The organism is Nocardia bovistercoris (genome assembly GCF_015674855.1).
Classification (GTDB): domain Bacteria; phylum Actinomycetota; class Actinomycetes; order Mycobacteriales; family Mycobacteriaceae; genus Nocardia; species Nocardia bovistercoris.
Genome location: NZ_JADMLG010000014.1, coordinates 104,123 through 122,100, shown reverse-complemented (window position 1 = coordinate 122,100; position 17,978 = coordinate 104,123). Strand labels below are relative to the sequence as shown.

16 protein-coding genes are annotated in these 17,978 nt (G+C 69.7%); 10 read left to right on the top strand and 6 right to left on the bottom strand.

The window, feature by feature from the left end; genetic code table 11:
• Nucleotides 1–21: 21 nt before the first annotated feature.
• On the bottom strand, nt 22–2,211 hold the full coding sequence (gene uvrB / locus IT779_RS28695; RefSeq protein WP_232542195.1) for an excinuclease ABC subunit UvrB: 2,190 nt from the start codon (nt 2,209–2,211) through the stop codon (nt 22–24).
• 723 nt (nt 2,212–2,934) lie between these two features.
• Between uvrB and IT779_RS28685 the strand changes: the two genes are divergently transcribed.
• The 5 genes from IT779_RS28685 to IT779_RS28665 all read left to right on the top strand — a co-directional run bounded on the left by IT779_RS28685 (nt 2,935) and on the right by IT779_RS28665 (nt 8,664).
• Nucleotides 2,935–3,846 (top strand): hypothetical protein, encoded by a 912-nt coding sequence (locus tag IT779_RS28685; RefSeq protein WP_196152564.1) that lies wholly within the window; start codon nt 2,935–2,937, stop codon nt 3,844–3,846.
• Nucleotides 3,847–4,131: 285 nt separating this feature from the next.
• On the top strand, nt 4,132–5,937 hold the full coding sequence (locus IT779_RS28680; protein WP_196152563.1) for a S8 family peptidase: 1,806 nt from the start codon (nt 4,132–4,134) through the stop codon (nt 5,935–5,937).
• Nucleotides 5,938–5,958: 21 nt separating this feature from the next.
• Nucleotides 5,959–7,323 carry a serine-threonine protein kinase gene (locus IT779_RS28675; protein WP_196152562.1) on the top strand — a complete coding sequence of 455 codons (1,365 nt, stop codon included), beginning with the start codon at nt 5,959–5,961 and terminating at the stop codon, nt 7,321–7,323.
• Between the two features lie 125 nt (nt 7,324–7,448).
• Nucleotides 7,449–8,075, top strand: a complete 627-nt coding sequence (locus tag IT779_RS28670) for a DUF402 domain-containing protein (RefSeq protein WP_196152561.1) — start codon at nt 7,449–7,451, stop codon at nt 8,073–8,075.
• Between the two features lie 64 nt (nt 8,076–8,139).
• Nucleotides 8,140–8,664 (top strand): DUF402 domain-containing protein, encoded by a 525-nt coding sequence (locus IT779_RS28665; RefSeq protein WP_196152560.1) that lies wholly within the window; start codon nt 8,140–8,142, stop codon nt 8,662–8,664.
• Between the two features lie 13 nt (nt 8,665–8,677).
• Here IT779_RS28665 and coaE read toward each other — a convergent pair whose 3' ends face one another.
• Entirely contained in the window at nt 8,678–9,835 is a 1,158-nt protein-coding gene (gene coaE, locus IT779_RS28660; protein WP_196152559.1) for a dephospho-CoA kinase, read from the bottom strand.
• 289 nt (nt 9,836–10,124) lie between these two features.
• Here coaE and IT779_RS28655 point away from each other — a divergent pair, with 289 nt between their 5' ends.
• A complete protein-coding gene (locus tag IT779_RS28655; protein ID WP_196152648.1) occupies nt 10,125–10,337 on the top strand; it encodes a hypothetical protein in 213 nt (70 codons plus the stop codon).
• 71 nt (nt 10,338–10,408) lie between these two features.
• On the opposite strand, the gene IT779_RS28650 is transcribed toward IT779_RS28655, so the two are convergent.
• From IT779_RS28650 to IT779_RS28640, 3 genes are read right to left on the bottom strand one after another with little or no spacing between them, the layout of a single operon-like run.
• On the bottom strand, nt 10,409–11,458 hold the full coding sequence (locus IT779_RS28650) for a TIGR03857 family LLM class F420-dependent oxidoreductase (RefSeq protein ID WP_196152558.1): 1,050 nt from the start codon (nt 11,456–11,458) through the stop codon (nt 10,409–10,411).
• Nucleotides 11,455–11,838: a nuclear transport factor 2 family protein gene (locus tag IT779_RS28645; protein ID WP_196152557.1), complete on the bottom strand. Its 384-nt coding sequence runs from the start codon at nt 11,836–11,838 to the stop codon at nt 11,455–11,457. The genes IT779_RS28650 and IT779_RS28645 overlap by 4 nt, the downstream gene beginning before the upstream one ends.
• Nucleotides 11,835–12,908 carry a phosphotransferase gene (locus IT779_RS28640; protein WP_196152556.1) on the bottom strand — a complete coding sequence of 358 codons (1,074 nt, stop codon included), beginning with the start codon at nt 12,906–12,908 and terminating at the stop codon, nt 11,835–11,837. The genes IT779_RS28645 and IT779_RS28640 overlap by 4 nt, the downstream gene beginning before the upstream one ends.
• Nucleotides 12,909–12,976: 68 nt before the next feature.
• Between IT779_RS28640 and IT779_RS28635 the strand changes: the two genes are divergently transcribed.
• The 4 genes from IT779_RS28635 (at nt 12,977) to IT779_RS28620 (ending at nt 16,465) form a co-directional block, all read left to right on the top strand.
• On the top strand, nt 12,977–13,600 hold the full coding sequence (locus IT779_RS28635) for a TetR/AcrR family transcriptional regulator (protein WP_196152555.1): 624 nt from the start codon (nt 12,977–12,979) through the stop codon (nt 13,598–13,600).
• A 113-nt stretch (nt 13,601–13,713) separates the two neighbouring features.
• On the top strand, nt 13,714–14,721 hold the full coding sequence (locus tag IT779_RS28630) for an SDR family NAD(P)-dependent oxidoreductase (RefSeq protein WP_196152554.1): 1,008 nt from the start codon (nt 13,714–13,716) through the stop codon (nt 14,719–14,721).
• A complete protein-coding gene (locus IT779_RS28625) occupies nt 14,718–15,833 on the top strand; it encodes a sensor histidine kinase (protein ID WP_196152553.1) in 1,116 nt (371 codons plus the stop codon). Before IT779_RS28630 ends, IT779_RS28625 begins: the two co-directional genes overlap by 4 nt.
• Nucleotides 15,830–16,465 carry a response regulator transcription factor gene (locus IT779_RS28620; protein ID WP_196152552.1) on the top strand — a complete coding sequence of 212 codons (636 nt, stop codon included), beginning with the start codon at nt 15,830–15,832 and terminating at the stop codon, nt 16,463–16,465. The genes IT779_RS28625 and IT779_RS28620 overlap by 4 nt, the downstream gene beginning before the upstream one ends.
• 22 nt (nt 16,466–16,487) lie before the next feature.
• On the opposite strand, the gene IT779_RS28615 is transcribed toward IT779_RS28620, so the two are convergent.
• Nucleotides 16,488–17,888 (bottom strand): SPFH domain-containing protein, encoded by a 1,401-nt coding sequence (locus tag IT779_RS28615; protein WP_196152551.1) that lies wholly within the window; start codon nt 17,886–17,888, stop codon nt 16,488–16,490.
• Nucleotides 17,889–17,978: the final 90 nt, after the last annotated feature.

Here is a 17,978-nt window from a genome sequence, read left to right as displayed (position 1 = left end):
GCGCGGCGGCGCGGCGGGCGTTCAACTGAGCCCGGCCGCGTCCATGCCGCGCAATTCCTTCTTCAGATCCGCGATCTCGTCGCGCAGCCTGCCCGCGAGTTCGAACTGTAGTTCGCGGGCCGCGTTCATCATCTGCGCGGTGAGTTCGGTGACCAGGTCGGCGAGTTCGGCGCGCGGCATCGACTTGATGTCGCGCCCCTCGAACACCCCGGCGCTCACCGCGCGGCCCGGTTCGCCCTGGGCGCGGCGGCCGCGGCTGGCGTTGCGGCCCGATCCGCCGACCGCGACCTCGTCGTCGGCCTCCTGATAGACCTGATCCAGGATGTCGGCGATCTTCTTGCGCAACGGCTGCGGATCGATGCCCATCTCGGTGTTGTAGGCGACCTGTTTGGCGCGGCGGCGTTCGGTCTCATCGATGGCGTGCCGCATGGAGTCGGTGATCTTGTCCGCGTACATGTGGACCTCGCCGGAGACATTGCGCGCCGCGCGGCCGATGGTCTGGATGAGGCTGGTGCTGCTGCGCAGGAAGCCCTCCTTGTCGGCGTCGAGGATCGCGACCAGCGACACCTCGGGCAGGTCGAGCCCCTCGCGCAGCAGGTTGATGCCGATCAGCACGTCGTATTCGCCGAGCCGCAGCTGCCGCAGCAGTTCGACGCGGCGCAGGGTGTCGATCTCGGAGTGCAGGTACCGCACCCGCACGCCCAGGCCGAGCAGGTAGTCGGTGAGATCCTCGGCCATCTTCTTGGTGAGGGTGGTGACCAGTACGCGTTCGTCGCGGTCGGTGCGGCCCCTGATCTCGTGCACGAGGTCGTCGATCTGGCCCTTGGTCGGCTTCACCACCACCTGCGGATCGACGAGGCCGGTGGGGCGGATGACCTGTTCGACCACTTCACCGCCCGCCTGGCCGAGTTCGTACGGGCCCGGCGTCGCCGAGAGGTAGACCGTCTGCCCGATCCGGTCGGCGAACTCCTCCCAGGTGAGCGGGCGGTTGTCCACCGCCGACGGCAGGCGGAAGCCGTATTCGACCAGATTCCGCTTGCGCGACATGTCACCCTCGTACATGCCGCCGATCTGCGGCACCGTGACATGCGACTCGTCGATGACAAGCAGGAAATCCTCGGGAAAGTAGTCGAGCAGGGTCGCGGGCGCCGATCCGGCGGGGCGGCCGTCGATATGGCGCGAGTAGTTCTCGATGCCCGAGCAGAAGCCGACCTGGCGAATCATTTCCAGGTCGTACTGGGTGCGCATGCGCAATCGCTGCGCCTCGAGCAATTTGCCCTGACGTTCGAGTTCGGCCAGGCGCTCTTCGAGTTCGCGCTCGATATCGCCGACCGCGCGCTCCATGCGCTCGGGACCGGCGACGTAGTGGGTGGCCGGGAAGATCCGCAGCGTGTCGACCTGGCGGACCACGTCGCCGGTGAGCGGGTGCAGATAGTAGAGCGCCTCGATCTCGTCGCCGAAGAATTCGATGCGCACCGCCAACTCCTCGTAGGACGGGATGATCTCGACGGTGTCGCCGCGCACCCGGAACGAGCCGCGCACGAACGACATGTCGTTGCGCGTGTACTGCACGTCCACCAGCAGCCGCAGCAGCGCGTCGCGATCGATCTCGGCGCCGACCCGAAGCGCGACGGACCGGTCGAGATAGGACTGCGGCGTGCCGAGGCCGTAGATGCACGACACCGAGGCGACCACCACGACATCGCGGCGCGAGAGCAGGTTCGACGTGGCCGAATGCCGCAGCCGCTCCACGTCGTCGTTGATGGAGCTGTCCTTCTCGATGTAGGTGTCGGTCTGCGCGATGTAGGCCTCGGGTTGGTAGTAGTCGTAGTAGGAGACGAAGTACTCGACCGAGTTGTTCGGCAACATCTCGCGCAACTCGTTGGCCAACTGCGCGGCCAGCGTCTTGTTCGGCGCCATCACCAGCGTCGGCCGCTGCAGACGCTCGATGAGCCAGGCCGTCGTGGCCGACTTGCCGGTGCCGGTGGCGCCGAGCAGCACCACATCGCGCTCCCCCGACCGCACCCGGCGCTCCAGTTCGGCGATGGCCGTCGGCTGATCACCCGCCGGACGGTGCTCGCTGACCACCTGGAACAGCCCGTCGGCGCGCTCGATCGACCCGACGGGCCGGAACTCCGAATGCGCGAGCGGCGTCTCGCCGTGGGCCCGGCCCTCGTAACCCTCGGCTGGAATCTCGGTTGCGAATGCCATGGTCCCCAGCGTAGGCCGGACCACCGACAAGTTCGCCGCTCCCGGACCCCTCGGGACACCGCCGCCACGGCGGACGTCGGTTCAGACGAACGCGCGCCGGTAGGTCTGCCCACCACCATGGCCCCGACATGCCGGACGCCACCGTCGCGGTCCGTGCCCGCATCGTGGACGACGGCGACCTGAGCACCGCCGCCGCGGTCACCTCCGAGCTCGATCTCGGCTTGTAGCTGTCGGAGCGCGAGGTCGACCCCCGCGTCGCGCACGCCGTCGAGGAACTCTTCGACTCGAGCGGCGCGGCACCGTCTTGGCACGCCGACGGCCCGACGCCGACCCCCGTCCTGAACTCGGCCCTCCCTTCACCGGCCCCTGTCCTCGAAAGTCGCAGGCAAGCGCCTGCCCACACCGGAGCACCGAGCGTGCGGTCGACCCACCGAGTTCGACCGGCCCTACCGGCAAATCTCGTCGCTGACCACGCGCGGCGGCCGACGGCGAATCGGTTCCGTTTCGAAACCACTGAACTGCAACATGTTTCAGTATCGTTCCCGAATCGGACAGCCTGTCGTCCATATCCGAGTCACCAGTCGGCCACGGACTGGCATACTCCTAGTAACGCTGTTATCCTCATTGTTTGTCGAAAGTTCGCGCACACCGGCCAGTCGGGCGCACCGCGAGTACGACGGCGGCCACCGGGGTGCGCTTCTGCACGCGGAACGAGGTAGGCCGGTGACCGAGGTCGTTGCGACATCCGAGACGCCAACACGCGACGCGACCGCCCGAACCGGGGCGATCAGCGGCGAGGACACGCGGCTGATCCGAGCAGAGGACATCCGACGGACCCCGCCGGAGGACACGCGGCGGACCTCGACAGAGGACATGCGCCGGACCTCGCCGACAGCCAAACGCTGGCGCTTCCCCTCGGCGGTCACCTCCCCCGGCGACGACGGCATCGCCGCCGCCGTGACATGGCTCACGGCGACCACCCAGCGTTCCGGCGGCACGCCGATGCTTCGCGTGCCGCACGCCTCGGCGATCTCCGCCTGCGCGGTGCTGCGCAACTTCGTCGACCGTAACCGGGTGGTCGTCACCTGTCCGGGTGATCCTGCCCCGGCCTGGCGGCGCGGCGCGGTGCTCGCGGTCGACCCCGAGCGCGACGACATCGCCGAACTCGCCGACGACCCGCGCACCGACGCCCTGTGCGTGACCCCGACGCGACCGGCCGACGTGGTCGCGTGGGCGGCCATCGCCGACCCTGCCCTGCTCGGCGACGCGACCACGCCCGCACCGCCGAGCGCACCCGACCCGATCCCGACCCAGGCCATGATCACGCTGTCCGGGATGCTCAGCCGCCCGCTGACCCTGGCCTCGGCATCGGATCACCGCGACGCGACCGCCATCCTCGACATCCTCTACCGCGCGGGCCATCGCTGCACGGGCGCGGCCGCCTACAGCTGGGCGCTCGCCAACGACTGGCCCGCGGTCGGCGCCCGCAGGCTGGCCGAGCTGGCCGACGCCTTCGACAACGGGCGGATACCGGCGCTGCCCGGCGGCAACCCGTTCCGGCTCGCGGTCCTCGAACTGTGGCGCACACGGGCGTTCGCGGTCGGCGGCCCCGAGCGGATCGGCGCACCCGACTGAGGCCGAGCGCGCTCGCCCGTACCGAAGTGGTCGGCGGCGTGCGCGAGTAGTCGGCTACTCGCCTCCGCCGCTATCGGGATGGTCGAGCCGCCCGCGCGCGGCGCGCGTACGAGCCGCCCGCCTCGCGGCAACGGCGTATTCGAATGCGCGGTAGGCGATCCGGGCGGTGCGGCCCGAGAATGAGGCGGATTTCACGGTGGGAAGGTAGTTCGCTACTCGTGAACGCGCACACCGCGACGCCGATAATCACCGCATGCGAACAATCGGTATCAGGTCCGGTGTGTCGTGAGCGAGAACACGATATGGACCGATCGTGTGTTGTGTGTGCTGGGGGAATTGTCCGCGCTGTACGTGAAGATCACCGACGAAGCGGTGCTCAAGACGATCGCGGCGCGCTACGCCGCCCAGTTCGAACCCGACGCTCGACTCTATACAGCCAAGAAACCACGCTGGCACCACCGCGTCGACAAGGCCATGGCAACGCTGCGCGAGCAGGGCCTCGTCGACGCCATGCGCCTGACCCCCGCCGGTAGGCAGGCGCTCGGACAAGCCTGCGAGCGCGCGGCGGGCGCACCGGGACGCCTGCCCGCGCAGGTACCGCCCGACCGGCAGCCGAGACCGGACGCGGGCCTGCCGATCGCGGGCGTGCTCACCCCGCCGCTGCGGGAACTGCTCTCCGCCGCCACCGACTCGGAAACCCGTGCGACCCTGGCCATCCCGATCATGATCGAATTGAATCTGCGTTTCCGCACCGGACCGCTCGGCGCGGCGGCGCGGGTGGCGGACCTGTGGCGTTACCTCGGCGCCGAGCAGCCGTGCACCCCGCTCGCCGAGGAATACGCGGTCGGCGAGCTGACGGCGAATCAGATCGAGGGCCTGATCTCCGCCGACGCGGTCGGCATCGACTGGAACGATCGCGCGATCTACCGGATCTGGCCGGATTTCGAGGTGAAACCGCAGATCGACATATCCGCGGACACCATAAAGGCCACCGCGGCGCAACGCTCGTTCAACAGTTTCGGCGACGGAATCGTGTGGGCGGTCATCGATTCCGGAATCCAGGGCGATCACCCGCATTTCGAGGGCCATCGCACGCTGACCGATCCGAGCGTGTCCGATCTGCACAAGGATTTCACCGGAAACGGCGCGCCGCTGGTGGACGAGAAGGGGCACGGCACCCACGTCGCGGGCATCATCGCGGGCGGACTCGAACATTGGCGGGACCGACCCGACCGGGTGCTGGTCGCCGAAAACCGTTACAACATAGCCGAACCCGAATCGCCCATCGTCAAGCCGCGCCCGGTCGCCGACCCGACCGTGCTCACCGGAATCGCGCCGCGCACGAAACTGGTGAGCCTCAAGGTTTTCGACGACGAAGGCGACGCGCGCACCACGCGGGTCATCGAAGCGCTCGCTCATGTGCGCAGGATCAACGCGGGCGGCGGCAAACCCGCGCGCATCCACGGCGTCAACCTGAGCCTCGGCTACGAATTCAATCCGGAATGGTTCGCGTGCGGGCACAGTCCGCTGTGCCTCGAAGTCGACAAACTGGTGCGCTCCGGCGTCGTCGTGGTCGTCGCGTCCGGCAATTCCGCGTACGTCACCTTCAAGACCGCGAAATCCGAAGTGAATCAATTCAGTACGGCGATGACCATCAACGATCCAGGCAACGCCGAACGCGCCATCACGGTCGGATCCACGCACAAGGATTCGCCGCACTCCTACGGCATCTCCTATTTCTCCTCGCGCGGACCGACCGCCGACGGCCGGTGCAAACCGGATCTGGTCGCCCCCGGCGAACGGATCGCCTCGGCTGCGGCGGGCGCGATGCTGATCCCGGTGTCGCGCACCTTCGACGATCCGGCGGCCATGGACGACATGGCGGTCTACGTGGAGTCGAGCGGAACGAGCATGGCGGCGCCGCACGTCTCCGGCGCCGTCGCGGCATTCCTCTCGGTCCAGCGTGAATTCATCGGCGAACCCGAAAGGGTGAAGCGCATCTTCGTCGAGTCGGCGACCTCGCTCGGGCGCGACCGAGCGTTCCAGGGCGGCGGGCTGCTCGACCTCATGCGGGCACTGCAAGCGGTGTGAGACACCGGAGAGGACAGGACAATGACCGAAACCATCGCGGAGCGCCCGTTCTGGCGACTCGCCTTCGACGCCGACGGCGATCCCGACCGGGAACTCGTCGCGGCGCTGGACGCGGAGATCACCGGCGCCGGGATCACCGATCTGGTGATGTTCTCGCACGGCTGGAACAACGGGCAGGAGGGCGCGCTCGACCTGTACCGGCGCTGGTTCACCCTGCTCGACGACCACATCGCCCCGGCGCGGCGGGTGGGTCTTGCCGGTGTGCTGTGGCCGTCGCAGCTGTGGCGCGACGAGTCGATGCCCGACTTCGCCGCACCGCCCGCGCCCGCCGAATCCGAGGGCGGTGCGGCGGGACTCGACGCGGCCCGCTCGGTGCCCGCGGGCTCGTGCGCCCTCGACCCGAGGACCGTGGCCGAACTCGACGCCCTCTTCCCTTCCGGCGCCGACCAACTCGCCGCGCTGGCCGGGCTGCTCGATCCGGCCGCGCCCGCGGTGAGCGCCACCCAGCTGGTCGCGCACCTGCGCGGCTGGCACGAGGCGGTGGCGTCCGGGACCGACGACGGTGAACTCGTCCAGGCGGGCGTGCCAGGCATGTTCGACGACGACCACGACCCGACCGAACTGCTGGAAGCCTTCGCCGAAGGCTTGTCCGAGACCGGCGTCGACGTCGACTCCGGTGACGGAATCGGCGGCGGGGCAGCCGGATTCGGCGAATTCGCCACACGTATCCGGCACGGCGCCAAGGAGGCGCTGCGGCAGCTGTCGTACTGGAAGATGAAGGGCCGCGCCGGCGTGGTCGGCCGCGCGGGCGTCGGCCCGGTGATCACCGGGCTGGCCGCGAATCATCCGGAACTGCGCATCCATCTGATCGGCCACAGTTTCGGCGGGCGGGTGGTGGCCTTCGCGCTCGACGGGCTCGACACCGACGGCGGCTCGCCGATCAAGTCGATCACGATCCTGCAGGGCGCGTTCTCGCGCTTCGCCTTCACCGAACGGCTCCCGTTCGCCTCGGGCGGCGGCGCGCTCGCCGGACGTTTGCGGCGGCTCGACGGCCCGCTCACGGTCTGCTACTCGAGTTTCGATTCCGCGCTCGGCACCATGTATCCGCTGGCCTCGCTGGCGGCGGGCGACGCATCCTCCGACGCGAGCGACGAACTGTTCCGATTCCGCGCGATGGGCTCGCACGGCGCCTTCGAACCGCTGCACAAGCAACCGCTCGGCGGCGTCGGCGCGACCTACCCGTTCGAGAAGCAGCAGATCCTCAACCTGGACGCATCCACGGTGGTGAATCAGGGACCGCCGCCGGGCGGCGCGCACAGCGACATCTTCAAGCCGCAACTGGCATGGGTCGTCGCCGCGGCGTCGGGACTGCATCGGGCGCCGTGAGCCCGCGCCCGCGAAACATACCGAGCGACAGTTCCTTTCGGTTTCGCGTGCGATCCGGTCACACCCGCGCGGGGCGCGCGCGGGTGTAGCCTGGAAAGGTTGCCGGACCTGTCGAAGGAGTCGCCATGAGCGCTCTGGTACCACTGCTCGTCGCCGCGCCCACCATGACCGGGATCGCGGGCTATATGGCTCGCGACATCCGGCGCAACTCCGACAGCCATCCGCCGGGTGAGCAGGCGCCGCCGGGGCCCCCGGTGCGCAGGCCCGCCGTCGAATACTTCGACCTGGCCGATCTCACCGGCACCGACACCCGCGGCTACGTGCGGCCCGTCGACCGGTGCCGTCGCGCGCCGTGGGGGCTCTACGTCGCGCGGGCCGACGGCGCCGGACGCCGCCACAGCGAGACCTGGCTGCTGCCCGAACTCGGCATCAGGGTCACCCGCGCACACCGCCGCCCCGCCCGCTTCGGCAAACACGACTACCGCCTCGACATCGGCGAATTCGGCGAGATCTCGCCGAAACGGTGGCGCGCGGTGGACCTGTACCTCGATATCGTGGCCCGCCAGGGTCGCCCCGCCGAGTTGCACGGCGCCGACGAACTGCTCGCGGCGCACGCGGCGGGCCTGGTCGACGCCGAACGCGCCCGCCGCGCCCTCGACCGCGCCACCTCGGTCGTCGACGGATGCGCCTCGCACAGCCACGACCTGGAGGAATGGCTCGCCGCCGAGGGCATCGTGCTCACCTGGATGTGACCGGGGATCACCGCCGCGGCCCGTTCCGCTCGACGCCGGGGCCGCGGCGGTAGATTCTGGGTGCATGACACAGGCACCAGCAGTCCACGTGCACCGACCCAAGGTCGAGTACTTCGATATCGCGAGCCTGACCAACACCGATCCGAAAGGATTCGTCCGCCAGGTCGAGCGATACCATGTGCAACCGTGGGGCCTGTACATGGCGCGCCCCGCCGACCACCGGGAGTTCCACTACATGGAGTCCTGGCTGCTGCCCGCCCTCGCGTTGCGCGTCACGATCTTCCACTACAACCCCGAATATCGCCGCGATCAGAACTACTACCTCGATCTGGGCGAATTCACCGAGGTGAGCCCCGACCGCTGGACCTCGGTCGACCACTACCTCGACATCGTCGTGCGCACCGGCCGCGAGACCGAACTCCTCGACGTCGACGAACTGCTCGCCGCCCACCACGCGGGCCTGCTCGGCGCGGCCGAATCACAGACGGCGATCGAACGAGCCACCGCCGCCATCGACGGCATCGCCGCCAACGGGTACTCCCTGGAGCGGTGGCTGGAATCCCAGGGCATCACTTTGACCTGGAAGTAGCGCACCCGCCGACTCAGGCGCCAAGGCGTCGGGCGAGCTCCTCCAGCCACGGGCGGAGCACGCTCGCGGCGGTTCGACCCGCGTCCTCGGGCTCCGCGCTCGCCGCCTTCGCCGCCGCTTCCGCCCGGACCGCGAGGTAGTCCGCGCGTACCTCGGCGTCGGAGCGTAGAAGATCGCGTGCGGCGAGGGCGAAGGTTTGTGCGGGTGCGCCGTCGACGCGCACGTATACGGTGGCCGGGCGGCCGGGGTCGGCGTTGCCGTGGACGGCCTCGGCTCCGAGCAGGTCGTCGGGATCCGGCGCGGGCACGTCGTCGCGGACCGGGAATCCCGCGCCGCCGAGCGCCGCGCCCACTTCGCGCGCCGCGGCCGGGTCGGTGACGGTGATCTGGAATTCGAGCACCGCCGGGGCGGGTATTTCCGGGACCGCGGTGTCGCCGATGTGGTCGACGGATTTCGCGTGCGCGCCGCACGCGGCTCGTAGGCGGGCGATGAGGCGCTGTGCCTCGGCGGGGCGTTCGGGATCGGTCGTCGGCGCGTCCGAGGGGGCGGGGGCCGCCTTTCCGGTGCGTAGATTGTGTTCGAACGGGACCAGGCGCTGTTCCCACAGTTGGTGCACCACCGGCGCCAGCGCGCCGTCGGGGCCGCTGTTGTCCAGCAGCACGTCGGCCACGGCGCGGCGCTGTTCGTCGGTGGCCTGGGCCGAGATGCGGGCGCGGGCGTCGGCCTCGGGGACGCCGCGGAATTCCACCAGTCGGCGAATTCGAGTTTCGGCGTCCACGTCGACGACGAGCACCAAATTCATCCACGGCGCCATATTGCCTTCGACCAGCAAGGGAATGTCCTGCACGACAATCGCGTCCGGCGCGGCCGCGTCGAGTAATTCCGCGGTGCGTTTTCCGACCAGCGGGTGGGTGATCGAATTCAGGGTCTTGCGCGATTCGTCGTCGGCGAAGGCGCGGGCCGCGAGCGCCGGTCGGTCGAGGCTGCCGTCCTCGGCGAGGATCTCCGGGCCGAAGGCCGCCGCCAGCGCGGCCAGTCCTTCGGTGCCGGGCGCGACCACTTCCCTGGCGATCGCGTCCGCGTCGATGATCACCGCCCCGTGTTCGGCCAGTATCCGCGCCACCGTCGACTTGCCAGCTCCCATGCCTCCGGTGAGGCCGATCCGCAACATGCTCCCAGTCTCGCATTCCGGCGCGCCGCACCCGGCGCGGGCCGTCGAGCGCGCAGAATCACTCGATTACCCACTGCCGACCCGAAATTCACCCCGCACCGCCGCCTTTGCCCGATCCGTGACGACGCCGAGACCGATTCGCAACATTTCCGGTGCGATGCGGCGCGCCGGACAAATCTTTCCGACACGCCGGGTCAATTGCCGGCGCAAAATACGCTGCCGCGCCCGTTTCTTCGGCTAATCTTCGCCGAGGCGATCCAGGCCAGAACCAGCTAGCAAAGGAACATCATTGGGTACCAGAATCAACCAGTCGGGTCGCCACCGCCTGGGTATGGCGGGAGGCGTGCACTGCATCCGTATCCCCGCTGTCGCGGCCGCGCTCGCCGAGCATCGCCGCTCATGGTTCACCGCATTGATCAGCCCGGCCCGACATAGTTTCGCCGCCATGCGAAAACGTTCCACCGTCGCCGCCGTGCACTGGGTTCCCGCGACCGCGAGCTGAGTCACCCGAATTCCCGCGTCACGCATTCGGACGTAGGCCCGACTCCACCGAGTCGGGCCTACTCCACGTGATCAGCCCCCGGTGGCGATCCGGTATTCGGCCACGACCGGCTCGAGTTCGTCGGGCGTGCAGCCGTGCATGATGACCGCGTCCGCGCCGTAGTCGAACTCCTTGCGAATGCGGTCGACGCACTGGCTCGCCGAACCGGTCGCCGACGGTTCGAGCCATTCGTCGGGGATGAGGCCCGCGATGTGCTCGATCTGCTCGGCGGTCGCCTTGTGGTCGATGCCGCCCGGCACCGAAAGCACCACCGGATCCTCCCGGAACCGGCGCAGCACCGCGGGATCCCAGCCGTTGGTGTTGACCAGCAGATCGCCGTAGCCCTGGAGGTAGGTGGCCAGGCGCGCGACCGTCTTCTTCAGCCGCAACTCCTCGGGCAGGTGGTCGCCGACGGTCGCGAAACACGACCACACCTTCACCTTGTCGGGATCGCGGCCCGCCTTCTCCGCGGCCTCCTTGACGGTGGTGACCGCGCGGCTCAAGGTCTCGGGCGTGAAGTAGGTGTGCAGGATGACATCATCGAATTCGCGACCGCCGAGCGCCAGGGTCTGCGGCCCGAACGCGACGATGCCGAGCCGGATGTCCTCGCGGAAATCGGGATCGAGGAACAGGACCTGGTATTTGCCGATCGGCCCGTCGTGGTTCAGGATCACCTGCCCCTGCCACAGTTTGCGCATGACCTGCGCGAAATCCTCCATCTGCGCGGTGGTCACCGCGGGCACCCCGAACGCCGCGTACATGGCCGCGACGCCGCGCCCGATGCCGAGGGTGAACCGGCCGCCGGACAGCCGGTGCATGGTGGTCGCCCACGATCCGGTGATCAGTGGATGGCGGGTGTTGTGATTGGTCGCCGCGGTGGCGATCCGCATGCGCTCGGTCACCGCGCAGGCGGCGCCGACCAGCGAGGACGCCTCCTTGACGTTCCAGCGCTCGGAGATGAACGCGGTGCCGAAGCCGAGTTCTTCACCGCGCCTGGCCTCCCTCGGCAGCGCGGCGGGGCCTTCACCTCCCGCGCCCGCCAGCAGGTAGTACCCCAGCTCGTCGAGTACTCGTTCGGTCATTGCCAGACTCCTTGTCCGTATCCGCAGTTCCAGACCTCGGTGATGCGGCCGTCGACCACGCGGAAAACCTCGATGCTCCCGATCGCCACCTCCGAACCGTCCTTGTTGGTGATGGTCGAGTCGTAGACGATCGCGACGTGCTCGTCGTCCTTGCCCGCGACGACGACGTTCAGGTCGAAACGCAGCTTCTCGAACATCGCCGAGGTGTCGGCGACGCGCTGCACCGCCTCGGCGTGGGTGAGCGTGCGCGCCTCGCCGACCTCGTGCCGCACCACGGTGTCGGCGAAGAGCTCCTCGGCCAGCGCCAGGTCGTGTTCGTTCCAGACCACCAGGTTGTAGAGCTCGACCACCTCGCGGGCCGAGCGGGTCGGCACGGTCATGCGAAGACCTCCGTCGCGTCGATTTCGTCGATGGTGGCGACCGCTCGGTCGGCGAGCGTGACGCACAGGTCGCGGGACCGCGACCCCAGGCTGTCCCAGCTGATGAGGATCGCGACCGGGAGCACGATCATGTAGGCGGCCGCCAGGCGGTAGTGCCGCCACGCCTCGTCGAAGGTGTAGTCGCGCATGCCGTGCGCGGCCAGGGCGTCGAGGTATTCGCGGAGCAGGGCTTCGTCGCGGCCGGACCGATCCGCCGTGGTCAGTCCCTGACTCAGCAGGTAGGCGACGTCGACCGCGCCCGCGCCGCGCGCCGCCATCTGGAAGTCGACGATCTTGAGGTCGTCGCCGTCGAAGAACATGTTGTCGGCGCGGATGTCGCCGTGCACGAGCGTCGATCGACGGGCCAGCTCCGGCACCGCGACCGCCGAGCGTTCCACGAAGCGCTCGGCGTGCGCCGCGACGACCGGCGGTATCGGCCGGGTGGTCTGCTTGCGGTAGACCTGCCAGCCCGCCGCGAACACCGACGGCATGATCTCGCGGGTCATCGGGATGTCGAAGCTCGGGAACCGCTCGAGCGCGTCGGCGTGCTCGGCGGACCAGGCGTGCAGTCCGGCGAGTTCGGCGAGGCAGCGCCGGGTCCGGCCCAGGGACAGGCCCGCGAGGTGGTCGGCGTTGTCCCAGTCGCGCAGATCCTCCAGGATCAGCACGAAATCGCCGGTCTCGTCATCGATGCGTGCGGCGTACACGCGCGCGGTGTTCATCGGGGCGCGGCCGACGATGTCGCGATAGAAGGCGATCTCGCGGGCATACCCGCCGAGCATCTGCATGGCGCCGCGGGCCTCGTTGGTCGCGGGCAGTTTCGCGATCACGCTCGCGGGCACGTCGACGCCGGTGAGATGCAGGCGGTACAGCACCGAGGAGAAACCGGTGTCCTCGGCGATGCGTTCGGCGCGCAGGTCGAGCACCCGTGCCGTGTCGGCGATTCCGTCGTGCTCGCGCAGGACCGAAGTGAGCCACCGCGCGTCCAGATCGGCGACGGTAGCGGGGATCGGAGTTGTGGCTGACGTCACCTTGGCCACTTCCTTGTGGGATATTTTACAGTCCACAAGCAAGTTAGTTGTTCACTGTCTAATATGCAATGGTGCCATCCCCCGCCCAGGGCCTCACCCAACCGCAGCGCGTCGAGCTCTCCCACCGGCGACTGGTCGAGGCCGCCGCCGAACTCATCGCCGAAAAAGGGTGGGAAGCGACGACGGCCGCCGAGATCGGCCGCCGGGCAGGCTACAGCCGCGCCATGGTGCACGCGCGCTTCGGCAGCAAGGACGCCATCCTCGACGCCTTCTTCGACCACGACTACGTGCGCCGACTCACCCCCGACCTCGACCCGGACACCACCGGCCTCGACCAGGCCCTAGCCCACTTCGACCACGTCGAACGGCTCTACCACGAGAACGCCGACTTCCTGCGCGCGATGTTCCTTGCCACCTTCGAAGGCGCGAAAACCACCTCGGCCCTGCGCGATCGCGTGCGCCGCAACATCCGCGACGGCAAAGCCAAGGTCGCCTCGGCCCTGCGCACGGGCCTGGCCGACGGATCGGTGCGCCCCGACATCGACCTCGACCGCGCCGTGAACGACATCAGCTCCACGGTCTTCGGCCTCGCCTACCAGTGGGCGGTCATCCCCGAAGGCTACGACCTGGCCCGCGAACTCACCTACGTGCGCGACCGATTCGTCACCACCTACGGCACACCGAAACCCTGACCGCCCGCGCGCCCGGTCGATGAACACCTCGCCGCGGGCGACAGCGGCCGAAAGGGACGACAGCGGCCGAAAGAAGGTACCGGAGCGCGACCGCGACAGGTGACCATCGGGTCATGAACGACGAGCGAGTCGATGCCACCACCAACGCGGACACCCCCGCCGCCGACACCCCAACCGCGGCCGATCCCGACGAGTCGGCCATCGCGCCCCGCCGATCCCGCCGCGTCTTCGTCGGACTCGCGGCCGCCGCGACCGGCGCCGCCGCCGTGACCGCGGCCACCACCCTGCCCGCCTACCTCACCCACCCGCCGACCGCGCCGCTGCCCGCCGCCGCGCCCGGCGCCCGCTACGCGGACAAGGTCGTACTGGTCACCGGCGCGACCTCGGGCATCGGCGCGGCAACGGCACGCGCGTTCGCGGCGGAGGGCGCCTCGGTCGTGTTCTGCGGTCGCCGCGCGCATCTCGGCCGCGAGATCGAACGGTCGCTGCCCGGATCGGTGTACGTGCGCACCGATGTCAGGGTCGCCGCGGAGGTGGAGCAGTTGCTCGCCGAGGTCGACCACCGGTTCGGGCGCCTCGACATCGCCGTCAACAACGCGGGCATCTCCAGGACCGGCGCCGCGCACGAGATGCCGGTGGCGGAATTCGACGACGTCTTCGACACCAATGTGCGCGGTGCGTTCCTCGCGCTCAAATACGAAGTGCCGCTGATGCTCCGGTCCGGCGGCGGGGTCGTGCTGTGCACCACGTCGCAGTCGCGGCGCCCGGGCGGCGTCGCCTACAGCGCGAGCAAGACCGCGCTGCAAGCGATGGTGGCCGCGGCATCGATGGACTACGGCGCACAGGGGATTCGCGTGAACGCGATCGCGCCCGGCACCACGGACACGGCGCTGGTCCGCCCGGACGGACTGCCCGACCCGTTGTGGCACGCCTTCCGCGACGCGTGGGGACCGCTCAATGTCGCCGGTCTCGGCCGGATGGCGACGCCAGAGGAGATCGCCCGTGCCATCCTCGGCCTGTGCTCCGACGATTTCGGCTACATGACCGGGTCCACCGTCCTGGTCGGCGGCGGCCCCTTCGGCGGCGCCGCGATGCGGATGCCGCCCGGCCTTCCGGGATGATCGCTACGCCGCTCGCGCAGGCGGCCCTCCGGTCGCTCGCGGTTCCGGTGGGTCTCGGATATGTGCTCGCCCGCGACGGCAACGGCGTTGACGCGGCACTGGCGGTGGTCACGGGCGTGTTGGTCGTGGCGGGTAGCCGGTGGCCGGTGGTCGCGCTCTGCGGGCAGACGGCGGCGCTGGTGTGCGCCCACGCTTTCGGGCAGTCGGCGGGCCTCGGGGTGAAGGTGTGGGCGGCGCTCGCGCTGTTCGAGGTCGGGTTGCGACGGCCGCCCCGGGATCAGATCGCCTGCGCCACCGCACTTTCCGCCTGCTATGTCGGCATCGAGTTGTGGGCGGCCGACGATGCGGCGCCGCTGCCGTACCGGCTCGCGCTGCTGGTGGCGGCTCCCCTGCTCGCGGGCGCGCAGATCGCCGCGCTGCGCCGACGCGCGGCCGACGCCGAGGCGAACGCGGATCTGCGCGCCGCGGCGGCGCGCCGGGCCGAACGCGAGAGCATCGCCCGTGACCTGCACGATGTGGTGGCACACCACGTCTCCGCCATCATGGTCAGGGTCGGCACGGCGCGCCACGTGCCCCGACTCGGCGACGCGGAGGTCGCCCGCCTGCTCGCCGACGTGCACGCCGCCGCCGACACCGCGTTGCGCGATCTGCACGACCTGCTGCACGTCCTACGCGACGAAAGCGGCGGCGGCGCGGTGGGTTCCGCACCGGTCGAGAACCGCACGGCGCTCCCGGCGATGCTGGCCGACCTGCTGGCCTCGGCGGCCGACGCCGGACTCGCCGTCGACGGTCGTATCGATCCCGCCGTCGCGGCGCTGGACGGCGTCCGCGGACTCGTGCTCTACCGCACCGCGCAGGAGGCGATCACCAATGCCGTCAAACACTCCGGCGACGGCTCGAAGGTGCGACTCGACATCGAGGTCGACGCGGGCGGCGCCGCCACGGTGACCGTCGACAACGACCGAAGGACCGCGCGGCGCGCCCGGCCGGGCGGACACGGCCTGCTCGGCATGCGGGAACGCCTGGACACCATCGGCGGCACCGTCGAACACGGGCCGCACGGCGCGGGGTGGCGGGTGCGCGCTGTGGTGCCGCCGAGGGCGCGCCGATGATCCGGGTGCTGCTCGTCGACGATCAGGCGCTCGTCCGTTCCGGCCTGCGCATGTTGTGCGACAGCGCCGACGACATCGAGGTCGTCGGCGAGGCGTCCTGCGGCGCGAGCGCGGTGCGCCGGACGCTGGCCGAGCGGCCGTCGGTGGTATTGATGGACCTGCGCATGCCCGGCGTCGACGGCATCGAGGCGACCCGGCGCATCACCGACTCCGCACCGCGGACCAAGGTCGTCGTCCTGACCACCTTCGACGACGACGAACATCTCTTCCCCGCCTTGCGCGCGGGCGCCTGCGGCTTCCTCGGCAAGGATTCGAGTCCGCCGCGCATCCTCGACGCCATCCGCCGCGCCGCCGCGGGCGACAGTCCGTTCGGCCCCGATGTCCTGCGTCGGGTGGTGCGCCGCGCCACCGGCGACCGTGACACCGCCGACGAATCCGCGGCCGCCCTCACCCCGCGCGAACGGGAGGTGGTGCGCCTGGTCGGGTCCGGCGCCACCAACCAGGAGATTGCCGTCGCCCTGCACCTCGGCATCACAACGGTCAAGTCCTACCTGGCGACGGCCATGACGAAAACCGGTGCGCGCAACCGGGTCCTGCTCGCCGTCTACGCGGTGCGCAACGGGCTGGCCTGAGGAAACCGGTGGGCGGGCGGAGTCAGATGTCGTCGCGGGGTGTCGGGGGGCGGGTGGTCCAGGCGTCGAGTACGCCGCCGAGTTGGGTGAGCAGGGTGGTCAGGCCGGAGACGTCGCCGCCGAGTTGGTAGGTTCTGAGTTCGGCGGGGGCGGGCAGGTGGGAGACCACTTCGGGGAGGGAATCGACCAGTCTGGCTTGGATGTTCGCGGCGCTCTGGGTGTTCGCGGTGTCGACGCGGCGCTGGTCGCGGTCAAGGGTGAGTAGTTCGCCTTCGTGTTCGGCGCGCAGTCTGGCCAGGGTGAGTGCCAGTTCGGCGTCGAGTTCCTGTTGCTTCAGTTCCTGGCGGCGGCGCTGGTTCTCGGCCTGTTCGGCGTGCTGTTCGCGTTCCAGGCGCAGCGCGTGCAGCGCGGTCTCGTTGGCGAGGTCGGCGACCTGGCGCTGGTCGTCGTGTTCGCGGGTGGTGCGGCGCAACTGTTCGGCGGTTTCGCGGTCGAAGGTGGAGGCTTCGTGGCGGGCGCGGAGTTCGGCGAGTTCGCGGTCGTTCTCGATGCGCCGCTCCTCGGAAGCGCGGTGCGCCGCCGTCTCCCTGGCCGAGATCACTTCCTGCGCGGACAGTTCCGCGAGTCGCGCGATCTGGCCCTGCTCGCTGCGGTATGGCTTCTGCAGGTTCTCCCACAGGGTGGAGGAGCTGACCACCGCTTCCTTGATCTGGACGGTGACGATGCGCAGGCCGAGCCCGCGGTCACCGTCGGCGCCCGAACCTGTTCCCTCCGCGACCGCCCGCAACCGCGCCGTCAACTCCTCGATGATGGGCTGTTTGTCGCTGAGGACATCGCGCATCCCCATGGTGGAGACCTTGTCCTTGATGGCAGCCTCGGCCTGTTCGCGCAACTGGATGTTGACCAGCCGCATCGGATCCTCGGCGTCGGAGAAGTCGAGTTTGCGGTAGGCGGTGGCGAAATCCTCGATGATCCACTGCACGTAGCCCTGTACGAGCACGCCCTGGAGTTCGCGGCAGATGCAGTAGGCGTTGATGAGGATGGTCTGCATGGCGCCGGGGACGACGAGGAAGGAATCGGTGGCCGGGTCGAACCGGAACGACACACCGAGCCCGATGTGCACCGGTTCGCCGCGCCCGCGCCTGGTGTGCACCACGAACGCGTTCGGCGGCACCAGCACGGTGCGCCACCGCCAGAATCCGGTGATCCTGACCTCGACCGGCCCCGGACCCGACCCCTGCGGCGCCACCCCGACCCGTTCGGCCCGCTTGGCGATGGCGCCGCGCGGCGCGGGCGCGCCGGGCGGAGGCGGCGCGCCGAAGGACGCCGCCGCGGGTTTGCGGGTGCGCAGGTCGTCCTCGAGCGCGGCTTGCTGCGCCACGACCTGGTCGAGATAGGTGTTCTTGGCCGAATCGGTCCCCATGCACGGGGAGACTACCGGCGATTCCGCTCGGCCCGAAACGATTTCGCGACCGCCGAGCGAATGCCGGGCGACCGATTCACCCTGCCTCTT

What these genes read in the sequence shown, in the direction of transcription:
- IT779_RS28635 (WP_196152555.1), top strand. Translation starts at nt 12,977, where the DNA reads ATGGTGCCATCCCCCGCCCAGGGCCTCACCCAACCGCAGCGCGTCGAG.
- IT779_RS28670 (WP_196152561.1), top strand. Translation starts at nt 7,449, where the DNA reads ATGAGCGCTCTGGTACCACTGCTCGTCGCCGCGCCCACCATGACCGGG.
- IT779_RS28650 (WP_196152558.1), bottom strand. Translation starts at nt 11,458, where the DNA reads ATGACCGAACGAGTACTCGACGAGCTGGGGTACTACCTGCTGGCGGGC.
- coaE (WP_196152559.1), bottom strand. Translation starts at nt 9,835, where the DNA reads ATGTTGCGGATCGGCCTCACCGGAGGCATGGGAGCTGGCAAGTCGACG.
- IT779_RS28675 (WP_196152562.1), top strand. Translation starts at nt 5,959, where the DNA reads ATGACCGAAACCATCGCGGAGCGCCCGTTCTGGCGACTCGCCTTCGAC.
- IT779_RS28665 (WP_196152560.1), top strand. Translation starts at nt 8,140, where the DNA reads ATGACACAGGCACCAGCAGTCCACGTGCACCGACCCAAGGTCGAGTAC.
- uvrB (WP_232542195.1), bottom strand. Translation starts at nt 2,211, where the DNA reads ATGGCATTCGCAACCGAGATTCCAGCCGAGGGTTACGAGGGCCGGGCC.
- IT779_RS28615 (WP_196152551.1), bottom strand. Translation starts at nt 17,888, where the DNA reads ATGGGGACCGATTCGGCCAAGAACACCTATCTCGACCAGGTCGTGGCG.
- IT779_RS28645 (WP_196152557.1), bottom strand. Translation starts at nt 11,838, where the DNA reads ATGACCGTGCCGACCCGCTCGGCCCGCGAGGTGGTCGAGCTCTACAAC.
- IT779_RS28630 (WP_196152554.1), top strand. Translation starts at nt 13,714, where the DNA reads ATGAACGACGAGCGAGTCGATGCCACCACCAACGCGGACACCCCCGCC.
- IT779_RS28625 (WP_196152553.1), top strand. Translation starts at nt 14,718, where the DNA reads ATGATCGCTACGCCGCTCGCGCAGGCGGCCCTCCGGTCGCTCGCGGTT.
- IT779_RS28620 (WP_196152552.1), top strand. Translation starts at nt 15,830, where the DNA reads ATGATCCGGGTGCTGCTCGTCGACGATCAGGCGCTCGTCCGTTCCGGC.